The organism is Paenibacillus sp. JQZ6Y-1, from assembly GCF_040719145.1.
Classification (GTDB): domain Bacteria; phylum Bacillota; class Bacilli; order Paenibacillales; family Paenibacillaceae; genus Saccharibacillus; species Saccharibacillus kandeliae.
The window spans coordinates 1-21,351 of record NZ_JBFDUZ010000009.1 but is presented as its reverse complement, the minus strand read 5'-3'; the positions used below and the strand labels follow the sequence as shown (position 1 = coordinate 21,351).

Annotated in this window: 21 protein-coding genes, 1 rRNA gene and 1 riboswitch; of the genes, 2 read left to right on the top strand and 20 right to left on the bottom strand. The window is 46.2% G+C overall.

Annotated elements, in window-relative coordinates; all coding sequences use genetic code 11:
• Positions 1–23: 23 nt before the first annotated feature.
• The 10 genes from glmU to ABXR35_RS23190 form a co-directional block, all read right to left on the bottom strand.
• Positions 24–1,418 (bottom strand): bifunctional UDP-N-acetylglucosamine diphosphorylase/glucosamine-1-phosphate N-acetyltransferase GlmU, encoded by a 1,395-nt coding sequence (glmU, locus tag ABXR35_RS23235; protein WP_367064441.1) that lies wholly within the window; start codon positions 1,416–1,418, stop codon positions 24–26.
• A 197-nt stretch (positions 1,419–1,615) separates the two neighbouring features.
• Positions 1,616–1,900, bottom strand: coding sequence for a septation regulator SpoVG (spoVG, locus tag ABXR35_RS23230; RefSeq protein ID WP_188778136.1), 285 nt, complete (start codon positions 1,898–1,900; stop codon positions 1,616–1,618).
• Between the two features lie 194 nt (positions 1,901–2,094).
• Positions 2,095–2,931: a pur operon repressor gene (gene purR / locus ABXR35_RS23225; RefSeq protein ID WP_367064440.1), complete on the bottom strand. Its 837-nt coding sequence runs from the start codon at positions 2,929–2,931 to the stop codon at positions 2,095–2,097.
• A gap of 175 nt (positions 2,932–3,106) precedes the next feature.
• Entirely contained in the window at positions 3,107–3,961 is an 855-nt protein-coding gene (gene ispE, locus ABXR35_RS23220) for a 4-(cytidine 5'-diphospho)-2-C-methyl-D-erythritol kinase (protein WP_367064439.1), read from the bottom strand.
• Positions 3,962–4,182: 221 nt separating this feature from the next.
• The gene (gene veg / locus ABXR35_RS23215) at positions 4,183–4,458 is read right to left on the bottom strand and encodes a biofilm formation stimulator Veg (protein WP_367064438.1); all 276 of its coding nucleotides are present in this window, start codon (positions 4,456–4,458) and stop codon (positions 4,183–4,185) included.
• Between the two features lie 106 nt (positions 4,459–4,564).
• Entirely contained in the window at positions 4,565–5,443 is an 879-nt protein-coding gene (rsmA, locus tag ABXR35_RS23210; protein ID WP_367064437.1) for a 16S rRNA (adenine(1518)-N(6)/adenine(1519)-N(6))-dimethyltransferase RsmA, read from the bottom strand.
• Positions 5,436–5,993, bottom strand: a complete 558-nt coding sequence (gene rnmV / locus ABXR35_RS23205; RefSeq protein ID WP_367064436.1) for a ribonuclease M5 — start codon at positions 5,991–5,993, stop codon at positions 5,436–5,438. Before rnmV ends, rsmA begins: the two co-directional genes overlap by 8 nt.
• A 221-nt stretch (positions 5,994–6,214) precedes the next feature.
• Positions 6,215–7,309, bottom strand: coding sequence for a resuscitation-promoting factor (locus tag ABXR35_RS23200; protein WP_367064435.1), 1,095 nt, complete (start codon positions 7,307–7,309; stop codon positions 6,215–6,217).
• 314 nt (positions 7,310–7,623) lie between these two features.
• A riboswitch (cyclic di-AMP (ydaO/yuaA leader) is annotated at positions 7,624–7,858 on the bottom strand.
• A gap of 195 nt (positions 7,859–8,053) precedes the next feature.
• Positions 8,054–8,821 carry a TatD family hydrolase gene (locus ABXR35_RS23195; RefSeq protein WP_367064434.1) on the bottom strand — a complete coding sequence of 256 codons (768 nt, stop codon included), beginning with the start codon at positions 8,819–8,821 and terminating at the stop codon, positions 8,054–8,056.
• Positions 8,822–8,958: 137 nt separating this feature from the next.
• Entirely contained in the window at positions 8,959–10,281 is a 1,323-nt protein-coding gene (locus ABXR35_RS23190; RefSeq protein ID WP_367064433.1) for an HD domain-containing protein, read from the bottom strand.
• Positions 10,282–10,747: 466 nt separating this feature from the next.
• On the opposite strand from ABXR35_RS23190, the gene ABXR35_RS23185 reads away from it, so the two are divergent.
• Positions 10,748–11,002: an AbrB/MazE/SpoVT family DNA-binding domain-containing protein gene (locus ABXR35_RS23185; protein ID WP_017815545.1), complete on the top strand. Its 255-nt coding sequence runs from the start codon at positions 10,748–10,750 to the stop codon at positions 11,000–11,002.
• Between the two features lie 372 nt (positions 11,003–11,374).
• On the opposite strand, the gene rsmI is transcribed toward ABXR35_RS23185, so the two are convergent.
• From rsmI to ABXR35_RS23140, 9 genes are all read right to left on the bottom strand, one after another.
• On the bottom strand, positions 11,375–12,280 hold the full coding sequence (rsmI, locus tag ABXR35_RS23180; protein ID WP_367064432.1) for a 16S rRNA (cytidine(1402)-2'-O)-methyltransferase: 906 nt from the start codon (positions 12,278–12,280) through the stop codon (positions 11,375–11,377).
• Complete coding sequence (locus tag ABXR35_RS23175) at positions 12,277–12,996, bottom strand: tRNA1(Val) (adenine(37)-N6)-methyltransferase (RefSeq protein WP_367064475.1); 720 nt, start codon at positions 12,994–12,996, stop codon at positions 12,277–12,279. Before ABXR35_RS23175 ends, rsmI begins: the two co-directional genes overlap by 4 nt.
• 122 nt (positions 12,997–13,118) lie before the next feature.
• Positions 13,119–13,502, bottom strand: a complete 384-nt coding sequence (gene yabA, locus ABXR35_RS23170) for a DNA replication initiation control protein YabA (RefSeq protein WP_367064431.1) — start codon at positions 13,500–13,502, stop codon at positions 13,119–13,121.
• Between the two features lie 30 nt (positions 13,503–13,532).
• Positions 13,533–14,333 (bottom strand): PSP1 domain-containing protein, encoded by an 801-nt coding sequence (locus tag ABXR35_RS23165; RefSeq protein WP_367064430.1) that lies wholly within the window; start codon positions 14,331–14,333, stop codon positions 13,533–13,535.
• Between the two features lie 178 nt (positions 14,334–14,511).
• Entirely contained in the window at positions 14,512–15,486 is a 975-nt protein-coding gene (gene holB, locus ABXR35_RS23160; RefSeq protein ID WP_367064429.1) for a DNA polymerase III subunit delta', read from the bottom strand.
• Between the two features lie 39 nt (positions 15,487–15,525).
• Positions 15,526–15,969: a YaaR family protein gene (locus ABXR35_RS23155; protein WP_367064428.1), complete on the bottom strand. Its 444-nt coding sequence runs from the start codon at positions 15,967–15,969 to the stop codon at positions 15,526–15,528.
• A gap of 326 nt (positions 15,970–16,295) precedes the next feature.
• A complete protein-coding gene (gene darA / locus ABXR35_RS23150; RefSeq protein WP_367064427.1) occupies positions 16,296–16,625 on the bottom strand; it encodes a cyclic di-AMP receptor DarA in 330 nt (109 codons plus the stop codon).
• 303 nt (positions 16,626–16,928) lie between these two features.
• Positions 16,929–17,591, bottom strand: a complete 663-nt coding sequence (gene tmk, locus ABXR35_RS23145; RefSeq protein WP_367064426.1) for a dTMP kinase — start codon at positions 17,589–17,591, stop codon at positions 16,929–16,931.
• 248 nt (positions 17,592–17,839) lie between these two features.
• Positions 17,840–19,924: an aminotransferase class I/II-fold pyridoxal phosphate-dependent enzyme gene (locus tag ABXR35_RS23140; protein ID WP_367064425.1), complete on the bottom strand. Its 2,085-nt coding sequence runs from the start codon at positions 19,922–19,924 to the stop codon at positions 17,840–17,842.
• 435 nt (positions 19,925–20,359) lie between these two features.
• On the opposite strand from ABXR35_RS23140, the gene ABXR35_RS23135 reads away from it, so the two are divergent.
• Positions 20,360–20,884, top strand: coding sequence for a hypothetical protein (locus ABXR35_RS23135; RefSeq protein WP_367064424.1), 525 nt, complete (start codon positions 20,360–20,362; stop codon positions 20,882–20,884).
• 342 nt (positions 20,885–21,226) lie between these two features.
• Here the strand turns inward: ABXR35_RS23135 and rrf are convergent.
• A 5S ribosomal RNA gene (gene rrf / locus ABXR35_RS23130) occupies positions 21,227–21,343 on the bottom strand.
• Positions 21,344–21,351 lie beyond the last annotated feature (8 nt).

The window sequence follows — 21,351 nt, the reverse complement described above, 5'->3', positions numbered from 1 at the left end:
GCATTTTGTTAGCAAAAGGGCAATTATTTGTTTTGTTCTTTGATTGCTTTCGCTTTGGCGCGGATTTTGTCGGCATATCCGGCTTTATTTTCCTGACGCGCACGCGCAATTGCCAGATCGCTTTCGCCCACATCGCTTGTGATTGTGGAACCAGCGACCACATAAGCACCTTTGCCTACACGTACCGGTGCGATCAGGTTGGAGTTACTGCCGATAAACACATCGTCTTCGATGATCGTTTTGAATTTGTTATAGCCATCATAGTTAGCAGTAATCGCGCCGCAGCCAATATTAACGCCGGAACCGACTTCTGCGTCACCTACATAACTCAGATGAGGCACTTTGGAGCCATGACCGATCTTAGCATTTTTCAATTCAACAAAGTCGCCAACCTTCACTTCGTCAGCCAGCTCGGTACCCGGACGCAAGTATGCAAATGGACCCACATTAACGCGGTCGCCCACTTTTACTTCCGAGGCAACCGATTGACGGATGGTTGTACCACTACCTACCGACGAATTCTCGATCTCTGTATTCGGACCGATGATGCAATCTTCGCCAATGACGGTATTGCCTTTGAGAATCGTACCCGGATATAGAATTGTATCGGAGCCAATCTCTACATCTGCACCGATATAGGTGGATGCCTTGTCGATAATCGTGACGCCGTTCAGCATATGCTTTTTCGCCAGACGTTCGCGCATGAATTGCTCAGCATCCGACAGAGCTACCCGATCGTTTACACCGATGGATTCTGCAATATCCATCGTTTCGTAAGCGGCAATGCGTTTGCCTTGCTCACGCAAAATCGGAATGCAATCCGTCAGGTAAAATTCACCCTGTGCATTGTTGTTGTCGACATGTTTGAGCGCAGCAAACAGCAGCTCATTGTCAAAGCAGTACGTACCTGTGTTGATCTCGTGTACCGCCAACTCTTCCGCGTTGCCGTCCTTTTGCTCCACGATTTTCCGTACGCCGCCATCTTCGCCGCGAATGATGCGTCCATAACCGGTTGGATCAGGCATGGAAGCAGTCAAAATGCTCACAGCTGCGCCTTCCGCTTCATGATGGGCAATCAGGTTTTCCAGCGTTTCTGGAGTCACGAGCGGTGTATCGCCGCAGATCACGATAGTGATGCCTTGTTCGCTGCCGATCAGCGGCTCTGCTTGGCTAACTGCATGCCCAGTACCCAGCTGCTCACTTTGCAGCGCATATTCTGCACGCTCGCCCAAGTAAGCTTTAACTGTTTCCGCACCATGTCCAACGATCACGACGCTGCGCTCGCAGTTGATCTGTTTTACTGTATCCACCACATGACCAACCATCGGCTTGCCGCATACCGGATGAAGCACCTTGTACAGTTTCGATTTCATGCGCTTGCCTTTACCTGCCGCCAGTACCACTGCCAACCTTTTCAAAATAATGCCCCCTCGAAATTGGATCTATGAATGATAGGTGTAAGCCGAAGCTTATACCATATTTAACCATTTTTTAACTTCCGCAAAAAAACTCCATACTGAATATATCTTATTCCGGGCAAAAAGAAAAGGGAGCCACGATTGTAGCTCCCGTGACTCCCTTTTCTTTCAAACCCCAATAAGTATAAAGGACTTGCTTATGCGCCTTCTTCGATAACTTCTTCTTCCAGACCGGCACGTTCGTATTCAGCCAGTACGGCCGACTGAATCTTCTCGCGTGTGCTTGAAGAAATAGGATGCGCGATATCGCGGAACTCGCCATCCGGTGTCCGTTTGCTCGGCATTGCAACGAACATTCCGTTATTGCCGTCAATCACGCGAATGTCGTGAACGACAAATTCGCTGTCGATTGTGATGGATGCGATGGCTTTCATACGGCCTTCGGAATTCACCCGGCGGAGTCTTACATCCGTTATTTCCATGTGTGTTCACCACCTTTTTCCATAAAGACTTGGTTGTGTATTTCCACACATGGAAGCAAAATACCTTCTTTTTTCTGAAAATTAATTGTGTATTTTTTTAACGGATTGCCGTTTTTTACCGTTTTCAGCCGATTGCACGCAATCTCATTGATAGAGATTCTCAATCAACAAATTTAAATTATAGGTGACACCCGTTATTTCTTTGCATTTTCAAAGTAATTGCCCGGCTGTACCATGATTTTCTTACTTTTAGCATCCACATCGGTCAACTTGGCGAGCGATACATAATCCGCCCATAACCGGTCCTCTACATCCACTGCACCCGATTCCAGCAGTACGCCTACACCGGCAACGGTGGCATTGAACTCATCCAGCAGATCGACCATCCCCTGAATCGTTCCGCCTGCCTTCATAAAATCATCAATAATCAGCACGCGCGATTTCTCTTTGAGTGCCCGGCGAGACAGTGTCATCGTATGCAGACTCTTATGCGAGCCGGATACATAGTTGATGCTGACCGCAGAGCCTTCCGTCATCTGATGATCTCGGCGAACGAGAACGACCGGCAGATTAAGCTGGGTGCCTGTCGCGTGCGCGAGTGGAATCCCTTTGGTCTCTACAGTCATGATCACATCAATCGGCGTATCTGCGAACACGGAAGCAAAAATTTTGCCCACCTCATTCAAGATCGCCGGTTGTCCCAGCAAATCCGACATGTAGATGTAATTGCCCGGTAGCAGACGATCTGGTTGCTCCAGCTGCGCACACAAATTCTCCATAAACGATAATGCCTTTTCATAAGAAAGACGCGGAATATATTTCACACCGCCAGCCGCACCAGCCAGCGTTTGCAATTCGCCGATGCCCTCTTCCTCGAATACCTCTTTAATAATGGTCAGATCTTCGCTGATCGATGATTTGGCCGCTCCGTAACGGTCAGCAAAGGTCGTCAGTGGAATGAGCGTATGCGGTCGTGAAGTCAGATACTGGGTCAGCTCGACCAGACGCGCGCTCCGTTTTAGTTTTTTCACTTGAACTCCTCACCATCTACGAAAATTTACATTTATATCCTTTAAACATCCCAAACCCGAATAATTAAAGTGAATATAACATTTTTGTACGTGTTTGTAAAAGAAAATCGCAATCTTTTTCAAGAAGCCCAACAACATGCCGGAGCTTTTTGAAAAAGATTGCGACCTGGATTGCTCAGGTTAACATACGCACTGCATACACTTCATGGCAAAATCCGCGTAACCCGTTATAAATGCGTGCCACTTTGGATTCTTTGGAGACAAGTCCGAATACGGTCGGACCGCTACCGGACATGAGCACGCCATCAGCGCCCAGCTGAATCATCGCCTGCTTGAGCTGTTGTACCTCCGGGTGATGCGACAGCGTCACATCCTCCAGCACATTACCCAACCCGCGGCAGATATCGTCAAACGACTGCTGCTCAATCGCCTGCTGCATCGCGAAAGCCGAAGGATGCTTCTCAATCTTATCCGCCTTCAGACGTCCGTAGATGCCTGCTGTCGATACATTGATCGGCGGCTTCGCCAGAATGACCCAACAATCCGGTGGACTTGCCAGCGGCGTCAGAATCTCACCACGTCCGGTTGCCAGCGCTGTACCACCCGTGATACAGAAAGGCACATCCGAACCGATCGCTGCGCCCAGCTCCATCATCTCCTCATGAGGGATATTCAGATTCCAGAGTCGATCTAGCCCGCGCAGCGTAGCCGCTGCATCGCTGCTGCCACCTGCTAGACCGGCCGCTACCGGAATCTTTTTGTCGATATGAATATGCACGCCCTGGCGAATACCGTAGCGCTCCTTAATCCGGCTAGCTGCCTGATACGCAAGGTTTTTATCATCCAGGGGGATATAACCAGCCTGACTGGATATTTTGATCACGTCACCGGGGATATCGGTTATCGTAAGCCGGTCGGCAAGATCGACCATCGTCATGATCATCTCCACCTCGTGGTAACCGTCCGGGCGTTTATGCAGTACATCCAGCATCAGATTGATTTTTGCCGGCGCTTTTTCATATAGCTTCATGAGGTTCCTCCACCTTCAACATTCCGTCCGTTCTATGTTCTATCGCATCCCGCGTCCGTAATCGGCATCAAACTCCGCTCGGAACCGCGCGATGACCTAAAGGCTGTATACAGCCATGAATAATCCAATTATAGAAAAAATGAATTGCAAAGTCTATTCACAAAGCAAAACAGTCTCTACCCCCGCAGGAGATAAAGACTGCCTTATCATAAAACAGTTATTTAATTCCCAACATATTGTACGTCTGTTTGGGAATCATCCTCGCAGACCATAATCTCTACGGAATCCGTGAGGACGTCTGCATAGCTGTAAGACACTCGTTCAAAAGTTTGATGATCATCATCAAGCTTTACGGTAAAAACAGAAGGGTAGGTTTCTTCCAAAATTCCTGTACGTTCAATGGTCTTCTTACGACCACCGTGAGCGCGCAATGTGATTTTGTGCCCTACATGAGCATCAAGATTGCGTTTGATTTCGGTAAGCGCGTTGTTAGCCATGCCTACAACCACCTCTTTTCCTACTCCCTATTGTAACAAAAAGGAAAAGAAATGTCAATCAAATAATAAATTATGCAACACAAAATTTATTTTGTCAATGATTTTTTTAGCGAATACCTGCTTGTAAAAATACATGGCTTAACCGCGCGTATTCTTCAAGGCTTAGCGTTTCCCCACGACGTGCCGGATCAATGCCCGCTTCATGCAGCAAACCGTCCAATTGCTCACGATCACCGCCAAAACGTGTCTTCAGGTTATTGGAAATGGTTTTACGACGCTGGACAAAGCTAGACTGTACCAGATCGAAGAAATGCTGCTCGTCCTCTACCTGTACCGCTGGCTGCTCTCTCAGCTTCAAGCGGATAACCGCAGACTCTACATTCGGTTGCGGGATAAAGACCGTTTTCGGTACGATGCAGACTACTTCTGGAATACAGTAATACTGAACCGCAATACTCAAGCTACCGTAATCCTTACCGCCCGGTGACGCCGCCATGCGCTGTGCCACTTCCTTCTGGATCATCACGACAATGTTATCCAGTGGCAGCTTCTCCTCCAGCAGCTTCATCAGAATCGGTGTTGTCACGTAATACGGCAAATTTGCCACCACGCTCACCTTGTCCACCTCGGCAAAGTCCTCACGGAACAATTGCTGTAGATCGACCTTGAGCACATCACCGTGACGTACATGCACATTGCTATACTCCTGCAATGAATCCTGCAAAATAGGGATCAAACGCTGGTCGATCTCTACCGCCGTTACACGGCTTGCCTGACGTGCCAGACGCTCGGTCAGCGCGCCGATACCAGGACCGATCTCCAGCGCACCGCGCTCTGGTGTCAGATCAGCTGCATCGACAATCTTGTTCAGAATGTTGGCGTCGATCAGAAAGTTCTGACCCAGGCTCTTTTTAAACGAAAATCCGTGTTTATGAATAATCTCCTTCGTCCGTCCGGGCGTGGCGATATCGTGTCTATCAGTCATGGGATTGCTGTTCCTCCGCTTCAAGTTGTGAAAGTGCTGCCGCGAATTCTTCGCGGCTGATGCCAAATATGCGCAGCCGTTTATGAAACTGCTTGCCGTTGCCGTAACCGATGCCGAGCAGATTGCCCATGATCATACGACGTGCCGCCGCCTTGGGATGCATCACCAGCCCAGTCATGATCAGATCATCCCAGTCGATCAGCGTCTCCGCTTCCGGCATCTCGCTGTGCAGACGGGACAGCGCTTCGCGAATCGCTTGCGGTGAGGCATTTTCTACACCGATGTCGCCTTTGCGTGTTGCTTCGCTTTCGGGTATGAACGCATGCTTGCAGCCCGGTACTTCGCGGGAGACAATTTTACGAATGCGTTCCCCTGCATGATCAGGGTCCGTCAAAATAATAACGCCACGACGCTCCTGTGCCAGTCTAACGCGTTGGATCACCTGCGAACCGATGGCAGAGCCGCCCGTTTCAATCGTGTCCGCATCTACTGCACGCTTGATCGCTACCGTGTCATCCCGTCCTTCTACAACAATTACCTCTTTGATCACTTGATCTGACGCTTCCCTTCTGGGCCGTATGGGGCAGGATGCTGCCCTGCTCATCCGTATGATCGGCCTTGTGCATATTGTCCTCAGTATAACAAAATAACAAACAAAAAGAAGGGGAAGATTCCCCTTCTTCTGTTGGTTCTATTCACGCTCATGGTTAATAACTATTATATCACAATTCAGCGCTATCAGCGCAGCAAGTGCATCTTCCGCTACCTGTCTTACGGTTTTACCGGACCGATCACATATACGGTATAACCGGATTTGCGACCGAATGCTCTTGCTTGACTCAGGCTGTCAATATATACGTCAATCTTATTGCCATTAATGGCGCTGCCTGTATCTTCTGCACGACGATAGCCGACACCTTCGATGTATACCCACCATCCCATCGGGATGACACTCGTATCTACAGCGATGGTACGTCCTTCTGTTACTCGTGTTCCAGAAGCAGTCGTTGTACCAAGCCCTGGCTCCTGAGAGGAGTACGCAGTCAGCGTTACATTGTTCAATACTTTGGCATAAGAGAAATCTTTATCCGAATGAGATGACGAACTGGCAGCGAGCAGTTTTGGTTGCTGCTTTTTCGTTCCGACAGCGACAACCTTATCTTGCACCTCAGCAGTCGTTTTCTTATCGATCATGCGCTTGGAGACAAATTCTCCATCTTCGTATGTTTTTTCAACATATTGGACAACCTTGCCTTTTTGTCCGCTTTGGACTAGCTTCGTTTTGCCTTCCAGCAATGTGCTGTCCTGTTTTTTAACAACCTGATAAGGCAGTTCGACAACCTGCTTGGCTACAAAGGAAGTCGTTCTAACCAGTTTAATATCCATATCGTGTTGTACTGCTGTTTCGACCGTTGGTGTCAACTTGTCCTCTTCGCCGAGGTCAACGCCAGCTTGGTCGAGTGTACTGCCTACTGTTTTGGCAGTAGTGTACACTTGTTTCGTTTTGCCATCAGCCGTAATATTCACGGCGACCGCGTGGTTCACATACACTTTGTCCCCATCTTGGATCGCTCCGTTCATGGGCATGGAAACTTTGTCTTGCGGCGCAACCGTAATGTTCTGTTCCGCCAGCAGATCGGAAAGATTCAGTTTGCGTGTTTCGACGCTCTGAGCTTTGCCATCAACGATCACATAAATATTTTTGCCTGCCTGCATATACAGAAGCCAGAGTGCCATGGCGATTACCATAACAACTGCCAGCGAAGTGAATAAGGCAAAGCGTAGATTTTTTTGCTTCCAACGCAGCGCGTAAGACATGCTGGATGAGCGTGAACCATGGGTTTCTTTGAAAGGAGCAATTCCCACTTCTTCCGTCCTCCTTACATAGTCTCGCCGTCTTGCTGTATCTTAAATGAGTTAAGACGCGACTATATCAGAATTTCCACAGGCGTTTATCGTGTTTACGAATACCGGCGCATTTCGGTAATCGTTTCGTGTTGTGCAATGTGCCTGCGCCATGGTCAGTCCAAGCGGCTTCCGTTCCCGAACAGTGAAAATCCGGGTTTTCTCATCTTACCTTTTCCTTTTGCACAAAACAAAAAAGCCTTGGGAAAAGTGCAAGAGCAACTCTTCCTGGGCTTCCGACGACTGTACCATCTTGGAAACTTTTAGAAAATGAGAGGTTGCCTCTGCATCGCTTACGAGGTTAGCTGTCGGGTTCGGACATTCATACTGCCTGTATAGATTGCCCTGTGAAACGTCCTCCGCTCATGGCGCAAGTAAATTTCAATTCACCCCAAAGACCCTGTATCAGGAATCATACAATCTGTCTTCCGGTATTGCCGGTTTCAAGTGAATGAAGACAGCTGTTGGTTCCCCCGTTCTCCTATGTAGGAAACTCAGCGAGACCGAATCATGGAATCTCGTTCATAAACAACAAGATTAAATCACTGATGAAATAATATCCCGAACTCAACCCCACTGTAAAGCAAACCTCAACTCCGTTTTTCAGAAAAAGTGGTTAAAAACTTGTAACATTTGAGCATTTAGTGGTTAAAATTCATTCATATATCGTTCTAGCTCGGTTTTTCGGTGGTTTTTCTCCCTATTTCATCGTATACCAAATAATGCCAGTGCATTTTTCGTTGTAATTTCACTAATTTCTTCCAGAGAAACACCTTTTAGCTCGGCAGCTGCCTCTGCTACCAATGTGACATATCCTGAGTTATTTCTTTTACCACGATATGGATGTGGAGTCAAATAAGGGGAGTCTGTTTCTAGTAATAATCGGTCCATTGGAACCTGCTTTAGCACCTCTTTTGGCTGCTTGGCATTTTTGAAAGTAATTGGTCCACCAAATGACAAATGGAAGCCCATATCGAGACACATTTTGGCGGTTTCCCAGCTGCCAGAGAAGGAGTGCATAATGCCGCCAACTTCGGATGCTTTTTCCTCACGCAGAATACGAACAATGTCTTCATGCGCATCTCGGTTATGGATCACAATCGGCATGTTAATCTCGCGTGCAAGACCAATTTGTTCACGTAGGACGCGGTGTTGCACATCTTTGGGTGATTTATCCCAATGATAATCCAGACCAATTTCACCAATGGCAACGACCTTTTCATGACTGCATAAAGATGCAATCCACTCCAGATCACCCGGCTGCATCGTGATCGCTTCTACCGGATGCCAGCCTACCGCTGCATAGATAAAATCATACTCTTCTACTAGCTTCATCGTCGTCGGGATCGTCTCTCGGTCAAAACCAACATTTACCATTCGTGTCACACCGGAATCGTACGCGTTTTGAATCACTTCTTTGCGATCCTCATCAAAATCTTTTGAATCCAAATGGGTATGAGTATCAAATAACATTCATATTCGCTCCTTTACTGCCGTAATTCCGTTATTTTTCTTCTATAGAATAGAAATGAGTTAGACATCTTGTGAAAAGTCAGATGCAGAGCAGATTTACCACCTGTCTGCATCGTTTATTCTAATGATTTGCTTGTTTAGATTTCAAACTCCATTTGCGCCGGACCGAGCTTATCCTCGAAAATATCCGCTACCGGCTTGGACAATTTGTGTTTTACCCTTTCCAACTTCTCCTGTGGGAAATACAGATGATATCGTCCACGATGAATACCGCTAATCGAGCGCACAATGTCCGACACCTCGGAAATTTCCTGTACTTTATTTTGGCGATTCAGCAGCAAAATCTGCTTTTCCTTTTTCGGATCGCCCGGACGGAATACATCATACGGTAGATCTGTCGGAAAATCGATCTCTAGATCGTATTGTGGATGCAGCCCCGCTTCAGCAAATTCATTACGAATCTGATCAATGATGTCCATATCAATCAATTCTGTCTCTACATACTTATATAACCGACGATCCATAAAGCGTGCACACACATCCGCCAGAATTTCGTCCTTTTCAAGCGTCCATTGCATAAAGGTCGTCTGCACAAGCGCCTCATCCAGCAGCAGGTATTCCTTTACATTGAGTGTTCCTCTAAACAAGGAAGGCAGCGGATGCGGTAAGAATGCGAAGTCGTATCCATCATGGAACAATTCTTTGGCACGATGGAAAATATGACGCAGCACAATATCGGAACTGCGTGTAACCGGATGGAAATATACCTGCCAGTACATTTGATAACGTGACATCAAATAATCTTCAATCGCGTGCATACCGGATTCCTTGACCACTACCCGTCCTTGATGGGGACGCAATACGCGAATGATCCGATCCATATCAATCGTGCCATAATTTACGCCAGTAAAATACGCATCCCGCAACAAATAATCCATGCGGTCGGCATCCAGCGGACTGGATACTAGATTCACTACGACCGCTTTCTCGTAATCCTTGCGAATGACCGCAGCCACCTTTTCCGAAAAGCCCGGCTCGGCATCTTCAAGCACACGATGAATTTCTGTATCTTCTAATAGAATGCGACACGTCCATTCCTCATGGTTCATTTCAAACGCTTCTTCTATAGAATGGGAAAACGGTCCATGCCCTAGATCATGCAGTAGCGCTGCACATAAAGCGACCATTCTCTCCTCACGCGGCCAATCCTCATACCCACTTCGTTCAAACTGCGAAATAATCCGGCGCGTAATTTCGTACACACCGAGCGAATGAGAAAAACGACTATGCTCTGCACCGTGGAACGTTAGGTATGAGGTACCGAGTTGTCGAATACGACGAAGTCGCTGAAATTCAGGTGTATTGATCAATGTCCAGATCAGCCGATCTTGAACGTGAATATAATTGTGTACCGGGTCTTTGAATACCTTTTCTTCCTCCAAAGGCTCCATCGCTTTCATGCCAAAATCCTCCTTGAGCCAAACTTGATTCCAGTATTTTGAATCGTATAAAATAGAATCATGTCACTAATGTCGAACAGTGTCGTTATATGATCAGAATGTATTTCCAAATCGACAAAAGCTGTATATGTCTATATTATCGCAAAAAACGGCACTATTTTAAAAAAAATTTGCGATTTTACGCTAAAAAAGGCTTTTTTTATAATTTCTATGTTGACTGATTTGGGAAACGTTGGTATTATGAATATCATAAAAGAAAGAAATTTGTCGAAACATGACACTTTAAAACATGAATGCTTGTTCAATAATTACAACTCTGGCGATAATCAACACGATGAACTAAAGGCATCACCGCTTTTCTTTTCTTCCATTAGTTTAACGGGAACAGCCATACGAAGCCTATTCGACAAGCGAATTTAACGAATTTTATAAAAAACTAAAACACATTTGAGAGGATTGAATGATCATGATGAAATCAACAGGTATTGTAAGAAAAGTAGACGAACTGGGACGCGTTGTTATTCCAATCGAACTGCGCCGCACACTGGGTATTGGCGAGAAAGATGCTTTGGAAATTTATGTTGACGGCGAACGCATCATGCTGAAAAAATACGAGCCAGCTTGTATCTTCTGTGGTAATGCTGAGAACGTAACATACTTCAAAGGCAAAATCGTTTGTAACGAATGTATCTCCGAAATTCCTGTCCCTGTGACAAAATAAATAGAATAGGTTATAATAAAGCCAGATTCATTATATTTTATTAATTCTAACCTTTATATATCTCCTTGGACCTTTATCCGATAGCATAATCTGTCGGGTAAAGGTATTTTTTTTGCTTTCTTTTTGATACCCTCTAACTGACATTATACCCATTTCCATAAGTAGTTCCAACTGTATGGGAAAAAGGAACCTTGACCACCGGTCAGGTTCCTTTTTAATTACACATTTGCTTTTGAAATGGAGATATTTCATCGAGTTTCTTCTATATAATATATAGGTCGCTTTGCGATAACAATCTTTGGTATATTCTATGTTACGAATCGCAATGAATCAGTGCATGGACAGAGCTTGTTAGCGACTACGATCCTTTCTCTATTCGTCCAGCAACACCTGATAAATATCGCGTTTGGACAATTGACGATCCTTCGCTGTACGCTTCATTGCATCTTTACGTGACAATTGCTCGGTCTGCTCATAATGGGCAACATGCTCCGCAATCGACAATGCTTGCCACCACTCATTCGCCTCGGCAATCGCTTCCTCCTGCGGCTGTCCTTCTAGCACAATACAGTATTCGCCCAATGGTGGATGCTCCTCCAGCCATTCCAACGCTTCTTCTACTGAACCACGTAACCATTCCTCATGCCGTTTGGTCAATTCGCGCGCTAGTACGATGCGGCGGTTGCCAACATGATCCAGAATCGCTTGCAGCGTTTTGGTAATCCGATGCGGAGATTCATACAATAACAGCGTGCCTTCCGACGCACGCGCCCCTTGCAGTATATCTGCTTGTCCACGATGGTCACGCGGCAGAAAGCCGATAAAGGTAAATCGATTCGTCGATAGCCCGGATGCGATCAGAGCAGACAGCGCAGCATTCGCTCCGGGGATCGGCACAATCGCAATCCCCTGTTCCACAGCCAGCTGTACCAGTTCCTGACCGGGATCGGAAATGGCAGGCAAGCCCGCATCGCTAATCAGCGCCAGATTTTGCCCTTCCGCGATCAAGCGAATCAGCTCTGGTCCGCTATTATGCTTGTTATGCTCATGATAACTGACCAGCTTGCGCGGTGTAATCTCAAAATGGTTCAACAGCTTGCGACTTTGCCGTGTATCCTCAGCGGCGATTATATCGCATTCTTGCAACGTGCGTACTGCACGGTACGTCATATCCTCTAGATTGCCAATCGGGGTTGCGACCAGATACAGAGTACCCGGCGTTGTTCCATGCGACGGCTCCGATGCAGCAGCAAAGCTTTTTTGTACCTGTATGCTCATAAGGACTCCTTTTGCCCGTAATAAATATCCATAATTTCTGGAACATATTCATTCTGGTCATTGTAAACGATCAATGGCGGTAGTACACGCGCCTCCGGCTTACCACCGCGCATTCCCTCGATCAGCACCATATTGGCTTCCATATGCCGACGTGGATGTACAAATCGAATCCGTTTCGGCTCCACACCATATTGACGCATCATAAGCACAATGTCGACCAGACGATGAGGACGATGTACCATCGCTAGCTTACCACCATTTTTGAGTAGACCAGCTGCGGTGCGTACGACGTCCTCGAGCGTACAGCCGATCTCGTGCCGTGCCATGGCATGATGCACATTCAGCTTCACCTCGTTGCCGTTCATTGGCATATACGGCGGATTCACCGTTACGGCATCATACGTCCCATGCTCGCCCTGTAGCGGCAGTTCCTTCAGATCCTGATTGCGGATCGTAATCTGTGACTGCAATTCGTTGATCCGTACACTGCGCTCTGCCATATGCGCTAGTCGCTCCTGAATTTCTACGCCTTCAATGGACGCTGAGGTGCGCGTACTGAGCAGGATGGGAATAACGCCATTGCCAGTACACAGGTCCATCACTTTGCCACGCGGCGGAACGGCTACAAAGCGTGCCAGTAGTACCGCATCCATCGAGAAGCTAAAGACATCAGGGCTTTGAATAATATGCAGCTTGTGGGTCAACAGATCGTCCATCCGCTCGCCCAGCTGTAGCAGCTCCAGATGCTGCTCATGCTTGTTGTTTTGTTCCACTTTCCCGGTTTCCTCTCCACATCGATAAAGCCGCAGACCAGGTGCATCTGCGGCTTTGTTTCGGATTATTCGGATTTGTTCAAAAAGGACAGACAGAACAGACAGTCGCCCTCGGTACGCAGATGGCCATAGTATACATTGCAGATATGGAATCCTTCATGATACAGACGGGCAAGATTATCGTACCCCTCACCGACCACTTCGGGATGCGGATGATTATGAGGATTGCTATCTGCCAGCACTTCGACGATCTGAGGTTCGGCTGCTTCGATCTCCACCGGCACCTCTTTTTTCAATACACGGCGCAGCTGTTCGTTCTCTAGCGTCAGGCGCTGATTTTCTTCCAGCAGTTCTTTCACTGCCAGCTTGAGCCTGCCCATATCTCCGTGCATATGGTTCATTTGTGTCTCCAGTTCATGAATATACTCAAAAAGATTTTTCTTTTCCAAGTTTCCACCTCAAAAGCAGCCTTTGACGGTTTACTTCACAACGACCTCATCAAACGGCAGTTCCTTGACCTTGCTAATTTCAAAGATCTGAACGTGCACGGTCCGGGAATTAGCATTAATGCCCACCACTTTACCGTCTCCGAGCGAGGTTACGACAAATTTACCGACAGCCGGAAGTTCTTCTTTCATACTTTCATAATTATCATGCTCAAACTTGAGACAACACATCAGACGTCCGCACAGACCCGAGATTTTGGTCGGATTCAGCGACAGGCTCTGATCCTTAGCCATTTTGATTGATACCGGCTCAAAATCGCCCAGCCAGGATGAACAGCATAAAATGCGTCCACATGGACCGATACCGCCCAGCATCTTGGCTTCATCGCGCACACCAATTTGGCGCAGCTCAATCCGCGTACGGAAAATGCTTGCCAGATCCTTGACCAGTTCACGGAAGTCAACACGACCTTCCGCAGTAAAATAGAAAATGATCTTGTTGCGATCAAATGTATATTCCACATCAACCAGTTTCATCTTGAGCTGATGTTCCTTGATCTTTTTCAAACAAGTAGCAAATGCGTTTTTGGCAGCAATCCGATTTTCCTCGACGACCTGAGCATCATCCTGCCCAGCGATTCGGATAACCTTTTTGAGCGGAAGCACAACATCGTCCTCCTGCACCTGCTTGCGACCAATAACGACCTTGCCGTATTCAATCCCTCTTGCCGTCTCAACAATAACATGCTCTTCATTGCTAATCGCAAATTCGAGCGGATCAAAATAATATATTTTACCCGCCTTTTTGAAGCGGACACCTACTACGTTATACAAAAGATAAGCCTCCTCATTTGCCAATACCGTTCCTACTGATGCAAAAACGATAAGAAGAATCCCTTCTAGCTAATCACGGACATGGCGTATTTCGAAAAAGTCATTGCTCTTTCATCCGATGTTGCTTCCGCATGATGTATACACGGTCCGTTACCTGTAAGAAGTGTTCCTCTGTACCTTAGCTGCTTACCCCTATGAGAAACTGCTCCATGCAAAGCTGCCCATTAACGTTCGAGCGGAGCATTTTCTTGCATTCGGCAGCAAGCGCCATACAGGAAATCCAATGCTGCATGCTGCGGGTGTGAGCCACCTTGGAGAGAGACTCTAACTGATCTATAAAAACGATACTTTCATTTCTGCCGATCTGTATATGGATCATATCCTTGAACCACAGATGGAAAAGATCAAATACCTGTTCCAGATGATCGCCAAGTCCGCCCTTGAACAGCTTTTGCTGTGCGGTAATCAGGCTCATACTGCCTCTACCGGCGGATTCCTTCCCTAATTGTAACACTACGTTTCTAATTTCTGCAAACCAATTCTCATTCAACATTTCCCGGCATTCATCTGGGTCCGAAGCCAGATGAACTGCACAGCGAACAAGCGGCAGCGGATAATTTTCATCTGCCAGAATCTGAGTCATCTGATGATAATCCACCGCAGTGAACATCACCGGCTGTGTACGTGAACGAATCGTCGGCAAAATGGACTGAATATTCTCCGTTAGCAGAATCGCTACCGCTGGGGCAGGCGGTTCCTCGAGAAATTTGAGCAGGCTGTTTGCCGCCTGTACCGTCATTTTTTCGGCATCTCGAATAATGTAAATTTTGCGATTGCCCGCTTCCGAGCGGTATGAAAAAATCCGCTGCAATTCGCGGATTTGATCGATCTTGATGGAATTGCCGTCCGGCTCCACCAGCAGAAAGTCTGGATGATTGCCGTGTTCCATTTTGCGGCATTCAATGCACTCTCCGCAAGCTTCCTCGCCTCGATGTATACATACGAGCGCTCTGGCAAAGCTGTGTGCCATTTTGAGCTGACCACTGCCTGCTGGACCGTTAAACAGATACGCATGCGAAATCTTCTGCTGTCGCAGTCCATTTTGCAATACCCGTTTTGCCATGTCCTGCCCGATAATTTCCTGAAAAGACATAATGCCTCCTTACTCCGATCTGTACTGTTCTTCCGTTGATCAGTACAGCAGATTGACCAGCATGCCGCGAATCTCGCCCATGCGTTGCAATAGTTCAATACGACCTTCCTCGCTGCTCAGCAGCTCCTCAGCCATACTAAGTAATGCCGAATCCACTTCATCCAGCAGCTTATATTTACGACTCCGTCCGCGGCGATCAAAGCTTTGCGTTTCCTTCATCTTCACACCGCGACGTACCGTATCTTCCAAAAAGCGCTTCACCAGCATTTGATAAGCCTTCAATTCGCGCAGCGTCATGGATTTGGCAAGACGATCCCCTTGCAGCTGAATCGCTTTGAACTGGCGTTGAATCTCATCATTGGTCGCCTGAGTACCGTGATTTTGCAATACATCAGAGAAGTTCTTTTGCTGAACAACCTTATTTGGCGTTTCCGTAATAACTGGATTGCTTTTTAAAGGAGGATACCCCGGATTGATTTTCATTATAATCTTCCTTTCTGTGTGCCGAATACATTGAATCTATAGTGAATCAGACATGATTACTGTGTCCGCGTCCATTCGTTTATAAAAAAAGCCTATATAATCAGTATCGTTCAAAATGAAGGTTTTGCGAATAGGAAAATGAAAAAAATCAATCCAGTTGATCATAAAATATACATTTTGCGTCGATAAGCGATCTTGCTTCTATAATAAAGACGGACCGGCTCCACTAATGGTCACCGATCCTAGTCTTCTTACCTATTATACTATTAAACGTGTGCTGTGATGCATCAAATTGCAAGAATGTGCAATTTTTTAGACAATTGTGTTTAGAAATGCTCAAATCGCTCAACTGGCAGTACGAATACCGTCGCGCCACCTACTTGAACTTCTACCGGCAATGGCAGATACGAATCCGTTGTACCACTCATCGGCGTAACTGGTGTAACCAGCTGCTCACGAATTTTACAACTGTTGCGGATCACGTCCATGACTGCTTCGATCTGGCTGTCATCCACCCCGATCATAAAAGTCGTGTTACCCGCACGCAAAAATCCGCCCGTACTGGCGAGTTTGGTTGCACGGAAGTTGGCTTTAACCAATTCTCCGGACAAACGGTTGCTATCCTTATCCTGCACGATCGCTATAATCAGTTTCATCGTTATAGCCTCCTTTTAAGCAAAATTCACTAAACAAGCTGTTACGCTGATGCCAAACATCACTCTCGATTGTGCCTCTATACTTTATTTGACATAAGGTAGACAATATCCTTTATTTTGCCTGTTTCCCGTTCCATTCTAGTCTGTACCTATGGAATCATGCTGGGAGTCATGCTGTATAAGACGACCAATTGCCTTTGTATCAGCAACCCGCGCATGGGAACTGGAAAAGTAATAGTATACTCTATTACCCTATTTTAGCCAGCTAACTCACTGCGAGTAGGATACACATGTGGATCTAGATCAATTGGATGTTGGCAAGCGCTCTGCAATCAAGCGATCCAGCACTTCACGAATATCATAGAATACCGATTCTTCGTCCTGTTCGCCATCAATAAGCGTAAACCGATCGGCGTGCTCCTCCACCAACTGCTTGTAGCCCTCATATACCCGATGATGAAAATCAATCGCTTCTAGATCCAACCGATTAATCTCGCGATCAGTTGTCTTCGCCATAATGCGCTGCAAGCCTACCTCTGGACGTACATTGATATACAGATTCGTATCTGCCCAATATTCCTTGCCATCCACTGCAATCGCCATACGATTAATATCGAGCACCGCTTTTCCTAGTTGACGACCATGTCCCTGATACGCTAGTGATGACATCACATATCGGTCGCAAATAACGAGCTGACCTGCTTCCAGCGCGGGAATCACCTTTTGCATCAGATGCTCACGACGAGCGCTAGCATATAACAAGCATTCCGTCAGCCCACTCATCGTATTATCTACATTCAAAATCACATTGCGGATTTGCTCCGATACTGGTATTCCACCCGGTTCACGTGTAGATAGAAAGGGTACATTTCGGCTCAACAGATACGCTTTGATCCGCTCCAGCTGACTTGTTTTGCCACTTCCATCCATACCTTCAATTGCGATAAATAAACCTTTTGCTGTCATATTTAGATTCCTGCTTTCCCTAACATGTTCATCTATATTGTAACACCACGGCGTGTTCCGTGTTCCGTGTTCCGTGTTCCGTGTTCCGTGTTCCGTGTTCCGTGTTCCGTGTTCCGTGTTCCGTGTTCCGTGTTCCGTGTTCCGTGTTCCGTGTTCCGTGTTCCGTGTTCCGTGTTCCGTCATAATTGTCCATACTGTTCGATCTTATACAAGAGGAACATTTGTGTAATTTCCATAGTGCACGTCCATTAACAATATACCTTGATATACCGAAGCGAAGCATCCTCCGCTCCCTGAATCTTGATATTATGATCACGCAGCCCAAGCAGACGAGTGTGCATAGATTCGCCAATACGTTCACCCGGATACAAAATCGGAATCCCCGGTGGATACGGAATAATCATCTCCGCACATATTCGCCCCGCTGCTGCTTCCAGTACAATAGACTCCACATCCTCTGGCATCACCGGAATCATATGAAAAGCAACTGGCTCAGAAATCAGCTCAATATCAATTGTTCCATGTAGACCTGTATGCTTCAAAGAAACCATCGGCAAATGTGATTCTTCAGTAGATGTTATCTTATTCTTTTCCACTTCTGTTCTATCCTGTACAAGCTGTGTTCTACCAGATACAGGATCCTGCGAATCCACTTCATCCTCATTATATGCAGTCCAAGCAGCCGTCAAATTGACCGAATTATTCACAGCCAGATCCCTTAGAGCGTCTAGCAGTACATCTGCATCCTTCATTCGCGATCCCAAACTAAATACCAGCACTACATACCGCTCATCGCTCATCTCCGGTATACAGCCATATTGCTGTAAACGCTCCTGCAATTCGCTGCCCGACCACATTCCTGTGCGATCATAAAGCACTACTTTAAACGGATCAATCTGCCAATCGCATCCGCTCACATCCATACGCTGTTGCATACCTTTCTCAACTGTAGGGACTGCCTCGCTTATACGTCGCTTATTTGTCTCATACAATACACCAAAACGAGCCAAACGCGCATCAATATCCTTTGTCTCTCCAGACGTTCCAGCCGCTTGCACAGAAGGTACACTATCCATTGCATCGTCCGAACCTTGTACACGACTATGTTCTCCAACAGTAGCCATTGTAAAAGAAGCCTCATCCTCATTCTGCACCACAAAATGAATCTGCTGCACGCCAACAACCAGTGCATCGCGCGCTGCCAAACCTTTTTCAAACAAAGCCGCACCCTTCGTTTCCAGCACATAACGACTCAAATCCAGCGAAGCCATTAGTGGATACGAAGGGCTTGAACTTTGAAGCATCGTCAAACGTTGTTTAAGTAGATTCCGATTCAGCAGATTGCCTTGCACATGTAGCATCGCACCCATCGTCATTGCAGATAGCATTTTGTGCGTAGACTGCACCACCGCATCTGCTCCAGCTGATAGCGCACTTTGCGGAAAACGCGGATGATGACCGTAATGTGCACCATGCGCCTCATCTATCAATAAAGGCATATGATATTCATGGCAAAGCTTAGCGATGTCCGTCAAATCCCTACCCATACCATAATAATTAGGCGACGTCAGCAAAACAGCTCGCGCCTGCGGATATGTCTGTAGCGCCTGCTCAATACTCTCGGTCGAAGGAATAACAGCCAGTCCACTTTGCATATCCAGTTCCGGTGTCAAAAATACCGCTTGGGCTCCCGCCATCATCATTCCATGAATAACCGATTTGTGTACATTACGCTGCACAAGCACCAATTCACCTGGATGTGTGCATACCGTCAATAACATCGCCAAATTGCCGACTGTACTTCCACCAACTAGCCAATGCGTCTCTTCCGCTCCAAAACAACGCGCTGCCAGCTCCTGCCCTTCTCGAATGACTCCTTCTGGATGATGCAGATCGTCCGTACCTTCAATCTCCGTCACATCGATCTGAAATACATTGCGCAAATACTCCATATTCCATTCCGCATCATTATCCAACGTCGTATTCAAATGCACGTCCACATTCACGTTTGTTTCTGTATTCAAATACAACTCCGTATCCCATTCAAAACCAGATTCAGCCTTCAAAGGTATATCATGTCCCAAATCAGATACTGCTTTCTTTTGGGGATCGAATGACTCTGCAAAATAAGCACCACCATTTTTATGTCCCGGTACATGATAACTACGCTGCCCAGACTGTGCATATTGCACCAAACGCTCATACAAAGGCGCACGGATCCTAGATACATGTGGATTGGAATGGTCCTCTATCTTCACATCTTCACGCACTCCAGTATCCTTCTGCATATCCTCGATATAGCTATCCTTGTTAGATTCTGATCGTTCCTTCACCCTTGCATCCTCCACTTCTTCCTCCATCCAACATCCTGTCATTTCCATATTTATATTTATTTCTACCATCATTCACATAAATTTATTGTAGACTTCCAGTTATCCTTATTATAATTATAACAGAAGCATCCAATCTGCTTCTTTACAAGTTGCTCAACTGATATATCCTTTTTGCAGAATTATGCAAATATTACTATATCTTTTTGCCTGCTAAGCTGCTTGTAAATTGGTTCCAAAGTGCTCTCTAACCCTATTCTATTTTAACCGATATACATAAGGCATACTGTTTTCTTATCGATCCATAATCGTAAATCATACATCATCCCTATGAGTTACCTTTAAACTAGCCGTTCCTTTACCTTATATGTCTACATGTGCGCTACAAACCATATTCCTAACTGTATGTATATGAATCGAAAGGTGGATTGCAACTATATGGTAGTAGAGCAACAAGAAAAGGCAACCTTTTACCAATACAAACTCATCAAAAAATGGCCAATCACCAAAACTTGGTTTTGGACCTATCTACTGTTGCCCATCCTAGCTTTGATCGCGGAAGTCTTTTATTTCTCTTGGGAAAGTATCGGTTTCTGGCTTCTAGCATTCCCACTCGTGTTGTGGATTCAATTTGTTATTTCACGCTCCGTCCTGATCATGACCGTCAATCATCTACGCAAAAAGTGGCGCTTTCAGCTGCAATATCCGTGGATCGGTTATTTGCCAGATCAGTATATGAGCTATTCTACTTTCCGTCGTGTACTTCTACATACAACTTGGATCGGATTTTGCTTTACCGCTGTCTTATTTATGTGGCTGCCGGTATCCTTCTCCATCTCACTGGTTGTATGGCACCTATGGCTATGCCTGCCACGTATGCTGATTCTGATGCGCTTAATGCGCCAACGTAAAGACGGTATGCTCAAACTAAGCCGTGAAGATGTCTCATACTATATTAGCTAAACCTAATTAGCTGAACCTATGAAAAACAATTCAATGAAACCAATTCAATCATGGATATAACCACTACCACGCTATGGGAGAAAATGAACAACCATAGCGAGTCCAAAGTGACTATATCATGTATTGAATTGGTTTTTTTAGAACTCTTATATAAAATAAAGCTCCAAATATATGTTATAAAAACCATCACTAAACAAAATACAGTACAAGCAAAAATATACCAACGAAAACATTCACAGTATAACAAAACATATTAGAGCATATACATAAGCATAAGAGACTAGAACATACAAAAAGAGACGCTACCTCGTGGGTAACGTCTCTTTTCTGGTCTTACGTTTCGCTTGGCAACGTCCTACTCTCCCAGGACCCTGCGGTCCAAGTACCATCGGCGCTGGAGGGCTTAACGGTCGTGTTCGGGATGGGTACGTGTGGAACCCCTCCGCCATCATCACCAAACGTGCAGG